Source organism: Nitrosomonas oligotropha (genome assembly GCF_009833085.1).
GTDB classification, from domain to species: Bacteria; Pseudomonadota; Gammaproteobacteria; order Burkholderiales; family Nitrosomonadaceae; genus Nitrosomonas; species Nitrosomonas oligotropha.
Genome location: NZ_QRBZ01000038.1, coordinates 1 through 19,561, shown reverse-complemented (window position 1 = coordinate 19,561; position 19,561 = coordinate 1). Strand labels below are relative to the sequence as shown.

The following is a 19,561-nucleotide window of genomic DNA, read 5'->3' as shown; positions in this document are numbered from 1 at the left end:
GTTAGCTTTTTATTATTGTCATCTCAGTGGCATTAATAGCCATGGTGCGGGGGTTGTGACGAACAGTGAGAAAACTGGGGGCGCGGATTCATTCCAACCTATGAGTTAGAAAAGTAGGTTAGGCTGACAAAGGAAGCCCAACTCTTGTAACCTACCGCGCTTTCGATTCGCGAGATACGAACAAATAACACCAGGAGATTCGGATGGAAGGACATGAAATCATCGGATTCATAGCCGGCCTCGGCACCACTTTCGCCGCCGCCCCCGATTTGTATGCAATGCTCAAACGGAAAAGCTCTTATGGTATGAATCCAACCATGGCCGGCATCATGGGCGTGTTCCAGATTGTTTGGGTTTATTACGGCGTCTTGATCGATTCCTTGCCGGTCATTGTCTGGAACATTATCGCCATTGCGATCAATTCTTTGACGGTCGTCGCATTTTTCCACTTCGCCCGCGCAGAGAGTAATGGATGAATTGATTTTTCATCTAGCCAATTCCAATTGATCGCCGTTTAATGTTGGGCTTTCTTCGGCAGCTCAACCTACCGAGATGAGAATGGGCGAAGTGCTGTAACACAGTAAAGCCTAACGTTGAAGCTCAAACACGCACGCGAAACGCGTCGACCGGAACTACTTGTTAGCATCATTTCGCCCATCTAAACGGCGTGCTTTTCCCACCCAAATGCTGCACTAGAGCGGCAGAAGCACTGAACACAGTATCGGTTGGATTATTACGGCAATATAGTGTAACCCAGAGACTTATAGTCTCTAGATCCGGTTGACTGGTGATGGATTGCCCGCCTTGTGCGCGATACCAATTATAGGAGCCGATATATCCAGCCACCCATTGGATGGAGATCTGCATCTGCATTTCGTGCTCATCCTCGACCGCAGAAATCCATTTGCCACAGGATATAGTTCCGCCGCCTATCATCGGAACAGGCTCAGCCAACAGGTTGAATGACATGGATATCATTAGGACAAAAAGTAGATATCGCATACCGCTCCTAGGTACGATGCTAACTGCAATTAGACGTCCGAAATGAATGGGAAAGTAACACGTTACTCCCTTGTTTTTATGAAAAATTGTGTCAATTGAGTTTTCAATATCACAAATCCCAATAATCGATGCCATACGTTTCCTATATTGTACCTTACAACAATCACTCATCACCCCAATCCCGGCCAATAATGACTATCCGGCAGCGGCCGTTTGCCGAAGATCGCCTGGCCGACGCGCACCACAGTAGCGCCTTCTTCGATGGCGAGCTCATAGTCGCCCGACATACCCATCGATAGTTCGTCGAACGACAAACCAGCGGGCGCTTCCTGGCGCAGCATGGCTTGGATGTTGCGCATTTTGACGAAGCATTCGCGTACGCGGTCGTGGTCGGTTGAGAAAATTGCCAGTGTCATCAAGCCTTTGATGCGCAGCGATGAGAATTGCGGCAGATGTTGCACGAAATCGCGCACGGCTTCGGGCGGCAGGCCGAATTTGCTTTCTTCGCCGGAGCTGTTGACTTGCACGTAGACGTCGATCGCGCGGCCTTCGTTTTGCAGGCGTTTGTCGAGTTCTTCGGCGACTTTGAGGCTATCGAGCGCTTGGAACTCATTGGCGAAACGCGCCAAGTATTTGGCTTTGTTGGTTTGCAGGTGGCCGATGATCGCCCATTTGATGCCCAGATCGGCCATCACTTCGGATTTTTCGCGCGCTTCCTGGATTTTGTTTTCACCCATTTCATCGACGCCAGCGGCAAAGGCGATGCGCAGCCGCTCAGGCGGTACGGTTTTGGTCACGGGCAGCAGGCGCACGCTGGCAGGGTCGCGTCCGGCTCTGTTGCAGGCATCGACGATGCGCTGCTTGACGGTAGCGAGGTTATTCTTGATATCGTTAAATTGCTGTTGTTGCTCTTCGTTGAGTTCCACGGCCTGCTCCTGTTGTGCGAGAGATTAATTTTTCCTGGATGCTTGATGGAAAACCATTTTCCATTGATTGTTGCGGTACCGCCAAAGCGAGGTTCGGGTCGATCTTCCGCTTCCGGCATCGGGCTGATCGGGCTGATCGGGCTTTTGCAGCGAGTAAATCGCCAGCACGAGATCCCCGGACACTACTTTGATACGAAAATCCTTGAATACCCAGTGAATGTGCGAATCTTTGCGCGTTAGCCAGTCGATTACGTCGTTCCGGGAATGGATTGTTCCTTGATGGTCGATTTCCTCGAAATCTTCCGCCAGCAATTCGTCGATCAATCCAGGGTGCGCGGTCAGATCGCTTTGCAGCAAGTTAAGTTCCAGCTGCTGAATCAATTCCGCGAGCGCATTCGATTCCATTCGCAGCAAATCACTTGACCCGCATGCCGGGCTGCGCACCGGAATCCGGCGACAGAATGAACAATTCACCCGGATTGCCACCACCGGCCGCCAGCACCATGCCTTCCGACAAACCGAATTTCATTTGCCGCGGCGCGAGGTTAGCGACCATGACCGTCAAGCGCCCTTTCAGTTGTTCCGGATCGTACGCGGATTTAATCCCGGCGAATACCGTGCGCTGCTCATTGCCGATATCGAGCGTCAGTTTCAATAATTTTTCCGCACCCGGCACATGTTCGGCGTTGACGATTTTAGCCACACGCAAATCGATTTTGCTGAAATCGTCGATGGAAATGGTTTCGGCAACCGGTGCAATCGCATGCTGCTGCTTCTCGGCATGCCGCACCGGCGATTGCGGTGTCGCAGCGGACAAGCTTTGCGTATTGGCGGCGATCAGCGCGTCGATTTGCTTGGTGTCGATGCGCGTCATCAGGTGCTGATAAGTGTTAATGGTATGTCCCGCGGGCAGTAACAAATCGGAAACCGGTTGATCAGCGCGCAATTGCGGCCACGTCAGCGGCTCACCATTGAGAAATGCCTCGATCTGCTGCACGGTACCTGGCAGGATCGGTTTCAAGTAACGCGATAGCAAATAGAACAACTGAATGCCGAGACTGCAAGCGCGGTGCAAATCGTCGCTGCGATCCGCATGCTTGGCAATTTCCCACGGTGCTAAAGCGTGGATCATTTCATTGGCTTCGTCGGCAAATTTCATGATCTGGCGGATGGCCGCGGAAAATTCGCGTTCTTCAAAGGCTTGTTCGATAACTTCGGGACGCCAGCTGGAAAAATGCTCGTTCACGATGGCTTGCAACGCTTGATATTGCTCACCGGAAACCAGTTTACCGTCGAAGCGCTTGGTGATAAAACCGGCGCAACGGCTGGCGATATTAATGAATTTACCGACCAGATCGGAATTGACGCGCGCGACGAAATCATCCAGGTTCAGGTCGATGTCTTCCAGTGTGCTGTTGAGCTTGGCGGCGTAGTAATAGCGCAGCCATTCGGGATTCAATCCCTGTTTCAGATAACTTTCCGCGGTGATGAACGTGCCGCGCGATTTGCTCATTTTCTCGCCGTTCACGGTCAGAAAACCATGCGCGAAAATCTTGGTCGGCGTGCGGTAACCAGCGTTTTTCAGCATCGCCGGCCAGAACAGCGCGTGGAAGTACAAAATATCCTTGCCGATGAAGTGATACAGTTCGGCATCCGATTGCGGTTGCCAGAATGCATCAAAATCGATTTTTTCCCGCGCGCATAAGTTCTGAAAACTGCCCATGTAACCGATCGGCGCGTCGAGCCAGACATAAAAATACTTGCCGGGCGCGCCGGGAATCTCGAAGCCGAAATACGGTGCATCGCGCGAAATATCCCAGTCCGATAGCTTGTTTTCTCCGGCTTCGCCGACCCATTCGCGCATTTTGTTGGCCGCTTCCGGTTGCAGGTGATCACCATTGCAGGCCCATTGCCGCAGAAAATCGGCGCAGCGGCTATCGGACAGACTGAAGAAATAATGCTCGGAAGATTTGTTGACCGGTTTAGCACCGGAAACTGCGGAATACGGATTTTTCAGTTCGGTCGGCGCATACGCCGCGCCGCACACTTCGCAGGAATCGCCGTATTGATCTTTGGCGCCGCATTTCGGGCATTCGCCTTTGACAAACCGGTCCGGCAAAAACATATTCTTGACCGGATCGTACAGTTGCTCGATGCCGCGAATGGCAATCAACCCGGCGGTTTTTAATTTGCCGTAAATATCCTCGGAAAAATGCCGCGTTTCGGGCGAGTGAGTGCTGTAATAATTGTCAAATTGAATGTGAAAGCCGGTAAAATCGCTGGAATGTTCCGCATGAACACGTGCAATCAGAGCTTCCGGCGTGATACCTTCCTTCTCCGCACGCAGCATGATCGGCGTGCCGTGGGTATCGTCGGCGCAGACATAATAAACTGTATGGCCGCGCATTTTTTGAAAGCGTACCCAGATATCCGTTTGAATATATTCCACCAAATGACCTAAATGGATACTGCCATTGGCATACGGCAGCGCGGAAGTCACCAGAATTTTTCGCGTGTTCATTAATTATTAAACGAATCGGATTAAACAAGTGTCAATTGTAACAAACTGTGTGTGCATTCCCGATATTTGTTACCATTTCCGGATTAAATTGTGAGCCGCTCAGCGGTAGTAAAAAGGAGTTTCGTAGTGACCATTTCCGAACAACAAATACAATCTGTATTGCAGCAAACCATCGATCCAACCACGAATAAAGATTATGTGACTGCAAAATCCGTCGGCGCGATTCAAATTACAGGAAACAACGTAACAATTGAGATTGCGCTCGGTTATCCCGCCAACAGCGTCAAGAATCAAGTACAGCAGCAGATTACCGGGGCATTGCAGGCGGTGCCAGGTATTGGCGCGATCCAGGTGAGCGTGAGCAGCAAAATCATTCCTCACGGCGTGCAGCGCGGCGTTAAGCTGATTCCTGGCGTTAAAAATATCATTGCCGTTGCATCCGGCAAGGGCGGTGTCGGCAAATCGGCAACGGCGGTCAATCTGGCGCTGGCATTGTCAGCGGAAGGCGCATCCGTGGGCATTCTGGACGCGGATATTTATGGTCCGTCACAACCGCAAATGCTCGGCATTAGCGGCCATCCGGAATCGCTCGACGGCAAAACGATGGAACCTGTTCTGGCACACGGCATACAAGCGATGTCGATCGGTTTATTAATTGACGCCGAAACACCGATGGTGTGGCGCGGCCCGATGGTGACACAAGCCTTGCAGCAATTGCTCAACGATACCAATTGGAAGGATCTGGATTATCTGGTGGTTGATTTACCGCCTGGAACCGGCGATATCCAGCTCACACTCGCGCAAAAAATTCCGGTGACCGGCGCCGTTATCGTTACCACGCCGCAGGACATTGCCTTGCTCGATGCGCGCAAGGGTCTGAAGATGTTTGAGAAAGTCGGCATTCCGATTCTGGGCATCGTGGAAAATATGAGTACGCATACTTGCTCGCAATGCGGGCATACCGAACCGATTTTCGGTACTGGCGGCGGTGAAAAAATGTGCCAGGACTACAACGTCGAATTCCTGGGCGCATTACCGCTCGATATCAAGATCCGCGAGCACACCGACACGGGCAAACCCAGCGTGGTGGCGGAACCAGACGGCAAAATTGCCGGAATTTACCGTTTAATTGCGCGGCGAATTGCCGTTAAGGTGGCGGAATCCGCCGAAGATCACTCGGAATTGTTCGCTAAGATCGTAATGGAAAATGACTAGGAAAAACTGAAGGATGACGATTAAATCAGACAAATGGATACGGCGCATGGCGCTCGAACACGGCATGATCGAACCGTTCGAGCCCGACCAGATCCGCCATAAAAACGATCAGCGTATCGTTTCCTATGGAACCTCAAGCTACGGCTACGATATCCGCTGCTCGGACGAATTCAAATTGTTCACCAACATCAATTCCACGATTGTCGATCCGAAAAATTTTGATTCCAACTCGTTCATCGATGTCAAAAGCGATGTGTGCATCATTCCGCCTAATTCCTTCGCGCTAGCGCGCACGGTTGAGTACTTTCGCATTCCGCGCAATGTGCTGACCATCTGCTTGGGTAAATCGACGTATGCGCGCTGCGGCATCATCGTCAATGTCACACCCTTCGAACCGGAATGGGAAGGTTATGTCACGCTGGAATTTTCCAACACTACTCCCCTACCTGCCAAAATCTATGCGAACGAAGGCGTGGCGCAAGTGATTTTCTTTGAATCGGATGAGGTGTGTGAAACCTCGTATAAAGACCGCGGCGGCAAATATCAGGGACAACAAGGCGTAACATTGCCGAAAATTTGAAGTCAAAGGAATAAAACCATGTGGAGACTCATTGATGCTGACTCAAATATGCGCAAAACGAATCAAAAGTTTTCCAGTTATTCTCGCGTTGATTCTATTCTCCGCATTTCCCGTGACACTTGCAGCAGAACCTTTGCAGCATATTTCTCTGACGCGCACCGGCTTAACGCCGGAAGATATCGCCATTATCATCAATGACAGCGACCCGCTTTCCCGGCAAGTAGGCAGCTACTATCAGCGCGCACGGCAGATACCGGAAGTCAATGTCATTCATCTGCGTTTCCCGCCCGACCGTACCACTCTGACCGCAACGGAGTTCAAGCTGCTAAAAGCTAAAATCGACCGGCTTACTCCGGAGCATGTGCAAGCCTTCGCTGTCGCCTGGACGGCTCCATACCGCGTGGAATGCATGTCGCTGACTTCCGCCTTGGCATTTGGCTTCGACAAAAAATACTGCGCCGATAAGTGCGAACCGACAGCACCAAGTCCTTATTTCAATGCGCTCGGCTCTTATCCATTCGATGACTACAAAATGCGCCCGGCTATGATGCTGGCGGGTACTTCGTTCACGCAGGTTAAGGATTTGATTGACCGGGGTATTGCATCCGACCATACGTTTCCCAAAGGTCAAGCATATCTGTTGAACACCTCGGATAAAGCACGCAGTACGCGCGCAGTAATTTTCGCTGAGACGGCAAAAGAATTTTCCGGCATTTTCCCAGTACAGCTATTGGAAGCCGATTTCATTTCAGATCGCAAGGATGTGCTCTTTTATTTTACCGGACTTACCCACGTATCCTCGTTGGACACACTCGAGTTTATCCCCGGCGCACTGGCGGATCACCTGACATCGGCGGGCGGCATGCTGACCGATTCCTCCCAGATGAGCAGCTTGCGCTGGCTGGAAGCAGGCGCCACGGCGAGCTACGGCACAGTGATTGAACCATGCAGTTTCCCGCAGAAATTTCCGTCTCCGGTAGTCGCCATGTTTCATTATGCATTGGGCGCCAGTGCGCTTGAGGCTTATTGGAAAAGCGTCGCTTGGCCGGGGCAAGGTGTATTCATCGGCGAACCCCTGGCAAAACCATTTGCACCGCTACTGCGTGAAATGAGTCCAGACCGGTTTGAATTGAAAATTTTCTCGCCCCGTGCTGGACGGTTAAAAATAGAAAAATCACATTCCGCTGCCGGACCATTCAAATTAGCCTCGCGGCCCCAGACAATTCGTCGCGGAGAGAATCGGTTTCTTTTGAAGTTCAATGAAAGAACAGATGGTTACTTGAAGTTACACTGGAATTAATCAATCAAAGACTAATGAACATTTGAGAAATTATGCGCTCAGTTTATCCCCATGTGCCAAAACCAGACAGCAACACGAAACAAACTTCAAAAACTCTCTAAACTTTATTGCTAAATACCCGTCTAATAGGGCATAAATTATATATGCACAAGTTATTGTTTTTTATTGAATATTATTACAGATAAAAAAAGCTTGATTTGCCCGGAATGCAGACTATAATGCGTGCAAATTTAAATCCAGGAAACTCACCGATAAGGAGGTCATCATGAGAAGCACCAAGAACTTTTTTGCTCCCGCGGATTTAGTAAATATTCACATTCCTGAAACGTAGCGTTTTATAAAGGAGCATATTCATGGCTATACTCTCATCCACACTTCAAAAATCCGATCAATCTGAAGTTCTGTTTGATACGCATCCTGAAATCAGTCTGAATTTTGAGCATGTTCGAAACGCCTTAAGTGAAGGTTACCGACGACCCTTTTTACTGGTTGACAGCAATATAATCCGGCAAAAAACCCGGCGTTTCAAGACTGCAATGCCTCGAGTGCATCCGCATTATGCAGTGAAAGCTAATCCTGATGAGCGCGTACTAAAAACACTGATCGAAGAAGGCGCTGGTTTTGAAATTGCCTCGATCGCCGAGTTGGACATATTACTCAAACTAGGTGTACCGGCTGCTGAAATTTTCTACAGCAATCCGATGAAATCCAGAGCCTATCTTGAATATGCCGCAGAAAAAGGTGTTGAGTGGTACGTGCTCGATAGCATTGAAGAAATGCGTAAAATTTTCAGCGTTAAACCCGATGCCAAAATGTATTTGCGCATCGATACACCCAATATCGGCAGCGACTGGCCATTAGCCGGAAAATTCGGCACACACTTGGCCGATATCAATGAAATCATTCAAGAAGCCGCAAAACTCAAAGCGGATCTCGCAGGTGTCACATTCCATGTCGGTTCGCAATGCCGTAATCCGCAAAATTGGCGTGTCGGCATCGAACGTGCTAAAAAAGTATTTGCTGAAATGCAACTGGCTGGCTTGAATCCCCGTTTGCTGAATATCGGCGGCGGCTACCCGGTTCGCCACATCAAACCGATTCCTTCCATCGAAGTCATTGCCGAAGTCATCAATACCGCTATCGCTGATTTACCGGACAATTTCCGCATCATGGCAGAACCAGGCCGCTATCTGGTATCGGATTCGGCTTATTTTGTCTGCCGCGTGGTTGGAACAGCAACGCGCAACGGAAAGCGCTGGATGTACTGGGACGCAGGCATGTTTGGCGGTGTCATTGAAATGACCGAGGGTTTGCGCTATGAGATTCTCACCGACCGGAAAGGCAGTAATATTTCATGGTCAGTTGCCGGACCGACCTGTGACTCCGTGGATATCCTGATGCATGACTTGATGTTGCCTAACGACATACAAGAAGGCGATTTCATCTATATCCCTAACGCAGGCGCCTATACGACGGCATACGCCAGCAATTTTAATGGCTTTCCATTACCCGATGTGAAAGTGATTTAAGTTCCCGGAATTGGGTATAGTCTGATTAAGTATCGTCAATAGAAATGGTGAAGTGGCTGCAATACTTCACCATTTCTGCTTCAAGCCCTTCAAAAATCACCCGAATTATAGTTATACCGCGCTTGATTTACGCTCGAGCACGACAAAGTGATATTCTAAATTTCCCTCAGTGTGTTTGTCGCGCTGCGCTTCTTCCCATTCATTGGGGTCAAATTCCGGAAAAAACACATCGCCATCAAAATTGCTCTGTATTTCTGTAATATACATACGCTGGCATATTTTAATCGTTTGCCGGTAAAGCTTTTCGCCCCCAATGATGAAATTTTCAGTGTCAGTCGTGCTGGTTTCTTCACACACCAGCAATGCATCTTCAAGGGAATTGACGACGACTGCACCGGGTATTTGATAATCCGTTTGGCGGGTAATCACGATATTGGCTCTGCCAGGTAAAGGTTTGCCAATCGATTCATAAGTTTTACGTCCCATCACAATGGCTTGCCCCATTGTCAGGAACTTAAAATGTTTTAAATCGGCCGGCAAATGCCAAGGCAATCGATTATCCCGGCCAATAACCCGATTCTTCGCCATTGCTACCAGGATAGATAAGCGTAATGGCGTCATACGGCTACCGGCGCCTTGATAGCAGGATGGGGATCATAATTCTCCAAGCTGAAATCTTCATAATGAAAGCCCAGGATGTCTCTGATATCGGGATTTAATTTCATGGTTGGCAAAGGTTTGGGTTCGCGTGACAATTGCTCGCGGGCCTGTTCCAGATGATTGAGATAAAGATGCGCGTCGCCCAAGGTATGTACAAAATCGCCTACTTTGAGACAGCATACCTGCGCAATAATCAGCGTCAACAAGGCATACGATGCGATATTAAAAGGCACGCCGAGAAAAATATCCGCGCTGCGTTGATAAAGCTGGCACGATAACCGGCCATCCGCCACATAGAATTGAAAAAAAGCGTGGCATGGCGGTAAGCGCATTTTATGCAAATCCCCCACGTTCCATGACGATACAATCATGCGGCGCGAATCGGGGGTATCTTTTATCTGCCGGATCACCTGCTGCAACTGGTCGATATGTCCGCCTTCCGCTGTCGTCCAGGAACGCCATTGATGGCCGTATATCGGACCGAGATCGCCATTCGCATCAGCCCATTCATTCCATATCGATACACCATGCTGCTGTAAATAGCCGATATTGGTATCACCTTGCAGAAACCACAGTAACTCATGAATAATCGACTTCAAATGACATTTCTTCGTTGTCACCAAAGGAAAGCCATGCGCCAGATTAAAACGCATTTGATAGCCAAAAACCGATAGCGTGCCCGTTCCCGTCCGATCCGGTTTGCGATGACCGTGATCAATGACATGCTGCATTAATTCGAGATATTGATGCATCCCTATTTGAAACTCCCCGGTAGAATCAGAAAAAAACCATGCGTTGCAGTCTATCCCCGCCATAATGGATATAAGACGTATATAATATCAACATTAATTACAGCTATCATTCTTAATGCAATGACGCACAATTCTGTCATTCAAAAAAAACTATACAACAGGAAAGCTTTCAATGCTGGCATCCCTTTTCCAAAATACATCATCGATCGATCCATCTACTAAAGCATCGCATATTCTCGTAATCCTCCCGAAGTTAGAAAAACTCCCTAAAAAGTATGATATTCCCGGTGAAGAAACACTGAATAAATTACTTTTGCGCCGCGACATAAAATTAACGGATCTTATCGCTACGCCAGTCAGCGCCAATCTTCCAGATGGCGAGCTATGCGCTTGGGCGATGGTCGACACCAGCCAGACCGTATTCGAGCAACAAACCACCGTGCGCAAAGCAGTCAAATTGCTGCTTGGGGAAAATCCTGTGGAATTGCATATTACTGTGCATGGCACAACACAACAAATAAAAATATTTTCCGAATTGGCTGTTTTTACCAGCTGGGTGAATGGCGCCGTACTACCGGTTCGCAAAAATAAACCCGTCAGGAAACTGCTGGAAAAAATTTTTTTATATGGCTACAAAGACGCCGGGAACTTTACGCTGCAACGCGCCCGGGCGGAAGGAAATTTGCTCGCACGCGGCTTGACGGCATTACCGGCCAATGAATTGACGCCCACCACTTATCGCCAGCAAATTAAGAAACTGGCAGAAAATGAAGGCTGGAAATACCAGGAATACGATCTCAATAAATTGAAAGAAATCGGCGCAGGCGCTTTTGTGGCAGTCGCGCAAGGCAGTGATACCGAAGACGCCGCCATCGTCCATCTACAATATCAGGGCAAACAAAATCCGGACAATAAGACCATCGCGATTGTCGGAAAAGGCATTTGCTTCGATACCGGCGGCCATAATCTTAAATCGGCCCGGTATATGCAAGGAATGCATGAGGATATGAACGGATCGGCCGTCGCATTGGGCATCTTGCTGGCCGCAACGCGCGCCGAAATCCCAATTAAAATGGACTGCTGGTTAGCCATAGCGCAAAACCACATCAGCCCTCGTGCGTATAAGCAAAATGACATCATTACGGCACTGAGCGGATTATCGATCGAAATCGTGCATACCGACGCCGAGGGAAGAATGGTATTGGCGGACACGTTGACATTGGCCAACCAATTAAAACCCGATTTGATCATCGATTTCGCTACGTTGACGGGCAGTATGATAACCGCCTTGGGATCGCGCTACAGCGGGATTTTCAGCAATCGCGATGAGTTGTTGCAAGTCGCCATTGCCGCAGGCAAAGAAAGCGGTGAACGCGTGTGTGTTTTTCCGATGGATTCCGATTACGAAGAAAGTCTTGAAAGCACCATTGCGGATATCAAGCAATGTGAGCTAGGCGGCGAATTCGATCATATTCTCGCGGCTTGTTTTTTGCGGCGCTTTGTCGGCGATACGCCATGGTTACATATGGATTTATCGGCCAGCAGTCATAAGGACGGTTTAGGCGCGGTGGATAGCGATATTACCGGATTCGGGGTCAGTTGGGCGATCGAACTGCTGAAAAGTGTTTGAAATCGATATGTGCAATCGAAAATTGCGGTTAGCCTTTCACAAGCACGAGCTTCTGGCCAACGGATAAGTTCTCATCGCTGTTATTCCAAAGCTTGATCTGATTGACGGTTGTACCGTGACGCTTGGCGATTTCATATAAGGTGTCTCCTTTTTTCACCACATAAACATTGGATTGATAAATCTGTAGCTGCTTCTTCAGTGCAGCAGTATCGCCATGATTCTCTGCCACAATCTGTGGCACCAATATTTTTTGTCCCAGGGTAAGGTTTTTGCTGCGCGCAATACCGTTAATTGCCTTCAATTGTTTCACGGTAGTCTGATGGCGCGCTGCAATTTCATTGATATTCTCCCCTTTCTTCACGTGATAAATTTGCCAAGAGATTCTAGGATCTTGATATGTTTCAAGATTCTTCAGAAAAATATCTTTATTTCTTTTGGGCAATAACAACGTGCGAGGTTCGTCCAGCACTTTGATGACATAACGATTGTAAGCGGGATTTAATGCGTTGAATTCAGCTTCGGAAATATTGGCAAGGCGGGTAACGAGAGGAATGTCGATGTGTTCATGTATTTTGATTTCATCAAAATACGGTCGATTCGCTATCGGCCGGATTTGTATCCCATATTTCTTGGTATTGACGATGATATCTTTAACCGCCAATAGCTTATACACATAATGCTTGGCATCGCTGGGCAGATTCAAATCATAGAAATTGCTCGACCTGCCTTTATGAAGACTTCGGGATAATACCTTGCTGACTGCGCCCTCGCCTAAATTGTAAGCCGCGATGGCCAGCTTCCAGTTATCAAATTTCGCATGCAGATATTGCAGGTAATCCAACGCGGCTTGGGTAGAAGCGATAACGTCACGACGGTCGTCGTGCCATACATTTTGCGCTAGCCCGAGGATTTTCCCCGTTTCGGGTTGAAATTGCCACAAACCCGCCGTTTGACTGTTGGATTTAATCAGCGGATTGTAAGCACTTTCGATGACCGGAATCAATGCGATTTCCATCGGCATGCCACGGCGCTCAACCTCCTCCACAATATAGAAGAGATACCGCTCACTATTGGCAATAATGCGGTTAAATAACTCCGGATTCTGTGTATAGGAGGCGCCTATTTTGCGGATTGTTTTGCTATCGGGCGGCAGTGCCAATGCAAAACCGCTTTGAATACGACTCCACAGATTTGCATGATACTGAATTTTATTTTGTACTAATGTATCCGCAAATGCATTCAGCGATATAAATGAACAAAACCCAAGTACTAACGATATCAGTAAAACAAGGCTATTTCTTTTTAAAATCATTTACATATATTATTTTCTATATCCATATCGACTAACAGGATATATAAATTTTTCGCATTTGCAAACTATTTTTTACAAAAAAGAAAATGTAAATTTAATAAATCTAATCAATAATCATAGTATTATATGACTATCTTCAAGATACTTATTAAGAATCATTCGCGAATATTCGACTGACTATTGAATTCCTGCAGCAAAACTACCGGTTCTGGCTGCCATCCTTTTTTCCGGTGATCGACGATAACATTGGTAAAAATACCGCCGCGCACATAAAAACGTGCAGTTAAACGGATATACCTGGGCTTTAAAACAGCGACGAGATCGTCGAGAATTTTATTCGTCACGGCTTCATGAAACACCCCTTCGTTCCGGTACGACCAGATATAGAGTTTCAAGCTTTTAAGCTCGACACATTTTTTGTCCGGAATATAATCCAGAATCAAAGTGGCGAAATCGGGTTGTCCTGTTTTCGGACATAAACAGGTGAATTCGGGAATCTCCATATGAATATGGTAGTCCCTGCCGGTAAACGGATTCGGGAAGGTCTCAAGTGTTTTTTCAGGTTTGCTGGCCATTCTTCTTCATGCTCGTGGTTAAATTAATTCGGTTACAATGATAAAATGCGTCATGCGCTTTATTTATTATAACTGCCTTACCCAATAAACAAAAAATTGCGCCTAGCTCATATCAAGCTCGTCGGCTTCAAATCATTCATCGATCCCACTGTAGTTCCCGTTTCGCAAGATCTGGTTGGTATCGTCGGCCCTAATGGTTGCGGTAAGTCGAACATCATCGACGCCGTAAGATGGGTGCTGGGAGAATCGAAAGCATCCGCATTGCGGGGCGATTCGATGCAGGATGTCATTTTCTCTGGATCGGATAACCGCAAAGCGGTTGGCCGCGCCAGTGTGGAAATTGTGTTTGACAACCATCTCAATAAAATTACCGGACAATGGTCCAGCTACGCCGAGATCGCCATCAAACGTGTCATTCAACGCGATGGCAACTCAAGTTATTACATCAATAATCTGCCCGTACGGCGCCGAGATATTGCCGATCTCTTTCTGGGCACGGGTGTCGGAGGCCGGGGTTACGCCATTATCGAACAAGGCATGATTTCCCGGATTATTGAAGCCAAGCCGCAGGAATTAAGAAATTTCCTCGAAGAAGCCGCCGGAATTTCCCAGTATCGTGAAAGACGGCATGAAACATCCAACCGGCTTGCTGAATCGAGAAAAAATCTTACCCGCTTGGAAGATATTTGCCAGGAATTGGGCGCACAGCTCCAGCATCTGGAAGTGCAAGCCAAAATCGCGCAACAATACAAACAATTGCAGGAAAACCTGCATCACTCGCAATCCTTGCTATGGCTGTTGCGTAGAACCGAGGCGCAAAAACAGCAGCAGCGCGCGGAACAAGACATTCAAAAACTGGAAGCCGAGTTGGAAGCTGTGCTTGCAAGTCAGCAGCAAGCGGAAAAAGACTATGAAGCAGCGCGCACCAAAGAACATGCCGTTAATGACCAACTGCTCCAAACACAAGGGCAACTGTATACGGCTGATGCCGAAATAGGTCGTTTGGAGCAGGAAATCAACCACCTGAATAGCACGCATGATCGCCTGCTGCAACAAACGCAGCAAGTTGAAAGTCAGCTGCAAAAAAATAATCAGATAAAAGCTAGCAAACTGGAAAATCTGAAGCATTGGCAGCAGGAAAAAATAAAAACCGAATCGGCGCAGCAAGACAGCATTCAACAATGCCATGAAGAAAACGGCAAACTCCCGGCCATTGAGGCAAATTTTCATGCCTGCCAGGAAAAATTGAACCAGCTCCGGCAGGATTTACTGCTCGTCGAACAAACCAACCGTCTGGAAGACAATCAACTCCTGCATGCAGCAAAAAACATTCAGCAGCTTGAGGCGCGCCATGCTCGCTTATTGCAAGAACAAAGCGAATTTGTGCTCATTGACCCCAACCAATTGGCGCAATTGCAGCAGCAGATTGATCACACCGAGAATAAGCTGAAAGAAGAACAGCTGAAGCATCAGGAAATCGAAACACAACTCTCGGCAATAACCCAGTCCAAACAACATATTGTCCGAACCATTCAAGAACTGCAGCAGGCATTGTCGCAAGCATCGGCGCGCCATACTGCATTGCACAATCTGCAGCAAAAACTGGAAAACAACCAGAGCTTGGCCGCTTGGCTGCATCAACGGCAGCTGGATACCCTGCCGCGCTTATGGCAGAAGATCAGCATTGCCCCGGAGTGGGAAAACGCGTTAGAAGCGGTTCTGCGTGAACGGCTTAACAGTATCGAGATCGAGCAGCTGGATAGTGCCCTCGATTGGATTGACAACGCGCCGCAGGGAAAATGGTCGCTACATGAAAAGTCCGGCGTCGCCGGTGATTTACAGCCCAGTGACGTGCGCAACAACACGGGTCAGAAATTACTCACCTGCATCACGGTCAATCAGCCTGAAATCCAGTCCGTACTGAATCATTGGTTACAAAATGTATATATTGCCAATGATATTCAAGAAGGTCTCAGCAACAGAAATTCTCTGGGTTCCGGCGATCTGCTCGTTACCCGTCAGGGACACATCCTGACCCGCGCCAGCATCGCTTTTTACGCACCCGATTCGCAATTGCATGGGGTTTTATCAAGACAGCAGGAGCTCATTCAAATACAGAAAGAAATCGATCAGCTTGAACCCGCTCTGCGCGCACAACGCGATCTGCTGGCCAAAACCGAGCAGCAATCCGCGGAGCTGAACAATGCGATGCAAACGGTCGATAAAAACAGCAAGCAATTGCAACAACAGCGGCATGCGTTACAGCTGGAAGCGATGAAATTGTCGCAAGCCAGCGAACGTGCAACACACCGGCATAACCAGATCGCTGCCGAATTGACGGAAATCCGGCAAGCCCTGGAACACGAGTACGCGCTGCGAAAATCCGCAACAACCAATTTGCAGGAAAATCAGCAAAAAATTGCCGCTCTCCAGGAGCAAACGCAACAAGCACAGCACGCCTGGGAAACAGCCAATCAACAACTGGCACGGCAGCGGCAGCACATCCAGCAATCGGCTCAAGCAATGCAAGCAGCAGCATTTCAGGCGCAAACTTGCCAGAACAAAATCATAGAAATCGAACTGAGCATCCAGTCGCTGGATGAAGAACTGCAACATCTAACGCAAAGCCAAGCCAATTTGCTCAGCGAAATGGATGAGTTAAATGCCGCTCCGGTAACAGAACGCTTAGAGGCTGCCCGCGTACAGCGCAAATCGATTGAGCAAGCCGCATTGCAAGCACGGCAAGCCGTCGAGGATACCATCAGCCATTTACGGCGCATCGAAGAAACCCGGATGGCATCGGAACAAAAATCGCACACGCTGCGTGAAGCCATCAATCAAGCCCGGCTCAAGGAACAAGCCGCCAGTATCGCTATTGGCCAATTTGACGAATTGATCCAGGACGCTCATGTTGATAGCGGATTGTTATTACCCTTAAGCGCCAAGAAAAGTGTTGCCGGACTGCTCTCGGAGATTGAAAAACTGAATGCGGAAATTGCTGCGTTGGGGGCTGTGAATCTTGCCGCATTGGAGGAACTCGAGGCCGGCCGAAACAGAGAATCCAGCCTGCTGATGCAATTACAGGATTTGAATGCAGCCATTGCAACGCTGGAAAGCGCCATCCAGCAAATTGACCGGGAAACCGAATTACGGTTGCAGGACACATTCACCCAAGTAAATACTTATTTAAGCGAGATTTTTCCGGTCATATTCGCCGGTGGACAAGCCCGGCTGGAATTCTGCGATGATAAAAACTTAGATGCCGGCTTATTGTTGACCGCGCAACCGCCTGGGAAAAAAAATAGCTCGATTCAATTATTATCCGGCGGAGAAAAAGCATTGACGGCTTTGGCCTTGATTTTCTCCTTATTCCGGCTCAATCCGGCGCCTTTCTGCTTGTTGGATGAAGTGGATGCTCCGCTTGACGACAGCAACACCAGCCGTTTCTGTGAACTGGTGAAAACCATGGCAAAACAAACGCAGTTTCTATTCATCAGCCATAATAAAATCACGATGGAAATGGCGCAGCGATTAATTGGAGTTACAATGCAAGAACAAGGGGTATCAAGGATAGTGGCCGTCGACCTTGCTGCGGCGGTGCAAATGGGTAAACGTGAAAAACAGCCTGCTATCTAATGACTGTGATTAATCCCATAAAGCTGACATAATTTAATTTTAATACTGCGCGTAATGGCAATTTTGCGAAATAGCAGGGAGATAATATGGAGATATTGAGTATGAGTGACTTGCAGATAAGCTTGATCATCATCGGCATCATCGTTATTGCCGGTGTCGTTGTCTTCAACTGGTTGCAACAACTGCGTTACCGGCGGAAAATTCAAGCTGCGTTCGATCATGAACACGATGACATTCTGCTCGATGACCAGAATTCCGATGAGCCGTTTCAGCGGATTGAGCCAAAATTCAATAAAGTCCCATCGGATATTTCGGTAGATACTTTTGCGCCAATCGATACGCCCGCGAGTGAACCGAAAAGACCATCGGTAGCACCGCCTGCTCAAGCCGCGCTCAATATCCCTATCAGCAGCGCTACGGCTACAACTTCATCGGCCGCTTCGCCGCTATTGGATTACGACGGCAATACGAATTACGTCGTCAACATCCGCTCGGAGTCCGTCATCCCCAATACCCATATCGCGAAATTACTGCAACGGAAATTCGATTTCGGCAAGCCGGTATACTGGCTCGGTCAGCAAGATAAAAATGAGCCCTGGGAGGAGATCACCAATGAATCCAATGTCGATAGCGACGGTTACAGCCATTTAAAGGGCTGCTTACAGCTCGCCGATAGAGCGGGCCCGATCAGCGAAGTCAATTTATCCAAATTCCGCGATCTGGTGCAGGATTTCGCAGCGCAAGTTCATGCCGCAGCGGAATGCCCGGACATCGTCAGCGCACACGAAAAAGCCGTCCAGCTGGATAAATTCTGCGCCGATGTGGATGTCATGATCGGCATTAACATCATCAGCAAGGATAACGGCGCGTTTGTTGGCACTAAAATTCGCGCGTTGGCCGAAGCATCCGGATTTAAGCTGGAATCGGAGGGTTTATTCAAATATCGCGATGAAAGCAATAACGTATTGTTCATATTGAGTAATTATGAATCCCCTCCGTTCCTGCCGGAAAATATGAAATCGTTAACAACACATGGCGTTACTTTCTTATTGGATGTACCCAGAGTCGCGCAAGGTGAAAGAGTATTCGATCAGATGACGCATCTGGCGAAGATTTTCTCTAATACACTGGGTGGAATCATGGTTGACGATAACCGCGTGCCGCTCAGTGACAGCGGGATTCAAAGAAGCAAGCAACAGCTCATCGAAATACAATCCGCAATGAAAAAGAATCATATCAACGCGGGTAGTCCGAGCGCTTTGCGGTTATTTGTATAAATATTTTTTGATAAAAAATTAAAGTTAAATCTGTGAGCATCCGTAATCGCTAGGACAACTGGCAATTGTTTCAATAAATAGTATTAACAATAGATAGTTAGCCAATATAGTTCAGCGATAATTGTAGAATGATAGCTATAATGATGATAAATATTATAATTTAGTGATAAGACATACTTAATACCTAGAATCACTATCAGACAATTATTAAACAACCTATTGATAAAAGACAATAATGAACAATACCTCGAACACGAATCAACCTTTCTCACCGATCGAAGTCAAACTGGAATCCGGAAAAGACTATTATTGGTGTACGTGCGGCCGCAGCAAGTCGCAACCGTTTTGCGACGGCTCGCATAAAAATACAGAATTTACACCCAAGAAATTTAGTGTGAGTGAAGACAAAACTGCATGGCTATGTACCTGCAAAAAAACCGGTAATGCTCCTTTTTGTGATGGCACACATCGCAAACTATAAGTACCGGTAAATAAAATCTCCATAAAAAAACAAAAATAATAATATTTCAGTGAATACCCGGGCACAGCATAAGAATTTTAGATTTGGTTACCCATTAACTGTAAGAATTTCTAGCGTTGTTTACAGTATTCAGGAGAATACTGTAGATGAACATACACAAACGTA

Annotated in this window: 17 protein-coding genes; 9 read left to right on the top strand and 8 right to left on the bottom strand. The window is 47.9% G+C overall.

The genetic code is table 11. The features are described from left to right. Positions 1-203 precede the first annotated feature (203 nt). Positions 204-476 carry a SemiSWEET family sugar transporter gene (locus ABD07_RS12435; protein WP_160818551.1) on the top strand — a complete coding sequence of 91 codons (273 nt, stop codon included), beginning with the start codon at positions 204-206 and terminating at the stop codon, positions 474-476. 169 nt (positions 477-645) lie between these two features. Here ABD07_RS12435 and ABD07_RS12430 read toward each other — a convergent pair whose 3' ends face one another. The 4 genes from ABD07_RS12430 to metG form a co-directional block, all read right to left on the bottom strand. Continuing rightward, complete coding sequence (locus ABD07_RS12430; RefSeq protein ID WP_160818550.1) at positions 646-969, bottom strand: hypothetical protein; 324 nt, start codon at positions 967-969, stop codon at positions 646-648. Between the two features lie 203 nt (positions 970-1,172). After that, on the bottom strand, positions 1,173-1,928 hold the full coding sequence (locus ABD07_RS12425) for a YggS family pyridoxal phosphate-dependent enzyme (protein WP_160818549.1): 756 nt from the start codon (positions 1,926-1,928) through the stop codon (positions 1,173-1,175). Positions 1,929-1,952: 24 nt separating this feature from the next. Then, complete coding sequence (locus ABD07_RS12420; RefSeq protein ID WP_160818548.1) at positions 1,953-2,333, bottom strand: nuclear transport factor 2 family protein; 381 nt, start codon at positions 2,331-2,333, stop codon at positions 1,953-1,955. Positions 2,334-2,343: 10 nt separating this feature from the next. Further along, positions 2,344-4,449: a methionine--tRNA ligase gene (gene metG, locus ABD07_RS12415; RefSeq protein WP_160818547.1), complete on the bottom strand. Its 2,106-nt coding sequence runs from the start codon at positions 4,447-4,449 to the stop codon at positions 2,344-2,346. Positions 4,450-4,575: 126 nt separating this feature from the next. On the opposite strand from metG, the gene apbC reads away from it, so the two are divergent. The 4 genes from apbC (at position 4,576) to ABD07_RS12395 (ending at position 9,073) form a co-directional block, all read left to right on the top strand. Continuing rightward, on the top strand, positions 4,576-5,664 hold the full coding sequence (gene apbC / locus ABD07_RS12410; RefSeq protein ID WP_160818546.1) for an iron-sulfur cluster carrier protein ApbC: 1,089 nt from the start codon (positions 4,576-4,578) through the stop codon (positions 5,662-5,664). A gap of 13 nt (positions 5,665-5,677) precedes the next feature. Next, positions 5,678-6,244: a dCTP deaminase gene (dcd, locus tag ABD07_RS12405; RefSeq protein WP_108698862.1), complete on the top strand. Its 567-nt coding sequence runs from the start codon at positions 5,678-5,680 to the stop codon at positions 6,242-6,244. A gap of 34 nt (positions 6,245-6,278) precedes the next feature. Further along, complete coding sequence (locus ABD07_RS12400) at positions 6,279-7,544, top strand: TIGR03790 family protein (protein WP_160818545.1); 1,266 nt, start codon at positions 6,279-6,281, stop codon at positions 7,542-7,544. Positions 7,545-7,897: 353 nt separating this feature from the next. Continuing rightward, positions 7,898-9,073: a type III PLP-dependent enzyme gene (locus ABD07_RS12395; protein WP_160818544.1), complete on the top strand. Its 1,176-nt coding sequence runs from the start codon at positions 7,898-7,900 to the stop codon at positions 9,071-9,073. 111 nt (positions 9,074-9,184) lie between these two features. Here the strand turns inward: ABD07_RS12395 and ABD07_RS12390 are convergent, their stop codons facing one another. Together ABD07_RS12390 and ABD07_RS12385 are read right to left on the bottom strand one after the other, a co-directional pair. Beyond that, positions 9,185-9,694 (bottom strand): dihydrofolate reductase, encoded by a 510-nt coding sequence (locus tag ABD07_RS12390; RefSeq protein ID WP_160818543.1) that lies wholly within the window; start codon positions 9,692-9,694, stop codon positions 9,185-9,187. Beyond that, positions 9,691-10,485: a thymidylate synthase gene (locus tag ABD07_RS12385; RefSeq protein WP_160818542.1), complete on the bottom strand. Its 795-nt coding sequence runs from the start codon at positions 10,483-10,485 to the stop codon at positions 9,691-9,693. Before ABD07_RS12385 ends, ABD07_RS12390 begins: the two co-directional genes overlap by 4 nt. A gap of 172 nt (positions 10,486-10,657) precedes the next feature. On the opposite strand from ABD07_RS12385, the gene ABD07_RS12380 reads away from it, so the two are divergent. Further along, positions 10,658-12,115 (top strand): M17 family metallopeptidase, encoded by a 1,458-nt coding sequence (locus ABD07_RS12380; RefSeq protein ID WP_160818541.1) that lies wholly within the window; start codon positions 10,658-10,660, stop codon positions 12,113-12,115. Between the two features lie 28 nt (positions 12,116-12,143). Here the strand turns inward: ABD07_RS12380 and ABD07_RS12375 are convergent, their stop codons facing one another. Further along, a complete protein-coding gene (locus ABD07_RS12375) occupies positions 12,144-13,274 on the bottom strand; it encodes a LysM peptidoglycan-binding domain-containing protein (protein WP_240142549.1) in 1,131 nt (376 codons plus the stop codon). Between the two features lie 308 nt (positions 13,275-13,582). After that, positions 13,583-14,002: a preQ(1) synthase gene (queF, locus tag ABD07_RS12370; RefSeq protein WP_108698869.1), complete on the bottom strand. Its 420-nt coding sequence runs from the start codon at positions 14,000-14,002 to the stop codon at positions 13,583-13,585. A 96-nt stretch (positions 14,003-14,098) separates the two neighbouring features. Between queF and smc the strand changes: the two genes are divergently transcribed. From smc to ABD07_RS12355, 3 genes are all read left to right on the top strand, one after another. Next, on the top strand, positions 14,099-17,638 hold the full coding sequence (smc, locus tag ABD07_RS12365; RefSeq protein ID WP_160818539.1) for a chromosome segregation protein SMC: 3,540 nt from the start codon (positions 14,099-14,101) through the stop codon (positions 17,636-17,638). Between the two features lie 101 nt (positions 17,639-17,739). Then, positions 17,740-18,915 (top strand): cell division protein ZipA C-terminal FtsZ-binding domain-containing protein, encoded by a 1,176-nt coding sequence (locus tag ABD07_RS12360; protein ID WP_240142548.1) that lies wholly within the window; start codon positions 17,740-17,742, stop codon positions 18,913-18,915. Positions 18,916-19,150: 235 nt separating this feature from the next. Continuing rightward, positions 19,151-19,396, top strand: a complete 246-nt coding sequence (locus ABD07_RS12355) for a CDGSH iron-sulfur domain-containing protein (RefSeq protein WP_160818537.1) — start codon at positions 19,151-19,153, stop codon at positions 19,394-19,396. The last annotated feature ends 165 nt before the right edge of the window (positions 19,397-19,561 follow it).

Bases quoted from the DNA above. Each gene is read 5' to 3' on its own strand.
- ABD07_RS12420 (WP_160818548.1), bottom strand. From the start codon at position 2,333: ATGGAATCGAATGCGCTCGCGGAATTGATTCAGCAGCTGGAACTTAAC.
- dcd (WP_108698862.1), top strand. From the start codon at position 5,678: ATGACGATTAAATCAGACAAATGGATACGGCGCATGGCGCTCGAACAC.
- ABD07_RS12385 (WP_160818542.1), bottom strand. From the start codon at position 10,485: ATGCATCAATATCTCGAATTAATGCAGCATGTCATTGATCACGGTCAT.
- ABD07_RS12380 (WP_160818541.1), top strand. From the start codon at position 10,658: ATGCTGGCATCCCTTTTCCAAAATACATCATCGATCGATCCATCTACT.
- ABD07_RS12430 (WP_160818550.1), bottom strand. From the start codon at position 969: ATGTCATTCAACCTGTTGGCTGAGCCTGTTCCGATGATAGGCGGCGGA.
- ABD07_RS12390 (WP_160818543.1), bottom strand. From the start codon at position 9,694: ATGACGCCATTACGCTTATCTATCCTGGTAGCAATGGCGAAGAATCGG.
- ABD07_RS12395 (WP_160818544.1), top strand. From the start codon at position 7,898: ATGGCTATACTCTCATCCACACTTCAAAAATCCGATCAATCTGAAGTT.
- queF (WP_108698869.1), bottom strand. From the start codon at position 14,002: ATGGCCAGCAAACCTGAAAAAACACTTGAGACCTTCCCGAATCCGTTT.
- ABD07_RS12400 (WP_160818545.1), top strand. From the start codon at position 6,279: ATGCTGACTCAAATATGCGCAAAACGAATCAAAAGTTTTCCAGTTATT.
- metG (WP_160818547.1), bottom strand. From the start codon at position 4,449: ATGAACACGCGAAAAATTCTGGTGACTTCCGCGCTGCCGTATGCCAAT.
- ABD07_RS12355 (WP_160818537.1), top strand. From the start codon at position 19,151: ATGAACAATACCTCGAACACGAATCAACCTTTCTCACCGATCGAAGTC.
- ABD07_RS12435 (WP_160818551.1), top strand. From the start codon at position 204: ATGGAAGGACATGAAATCATCGGATTCATAGCCGGCCTCGGCACCACT.
- ABD07_RS12360 (WP_240142548.1), top strand. From the start codon at position 17,740: ATGAGTGACTTGCAGATAAGCTTGATCATCATCGGCATCATCGTTATT.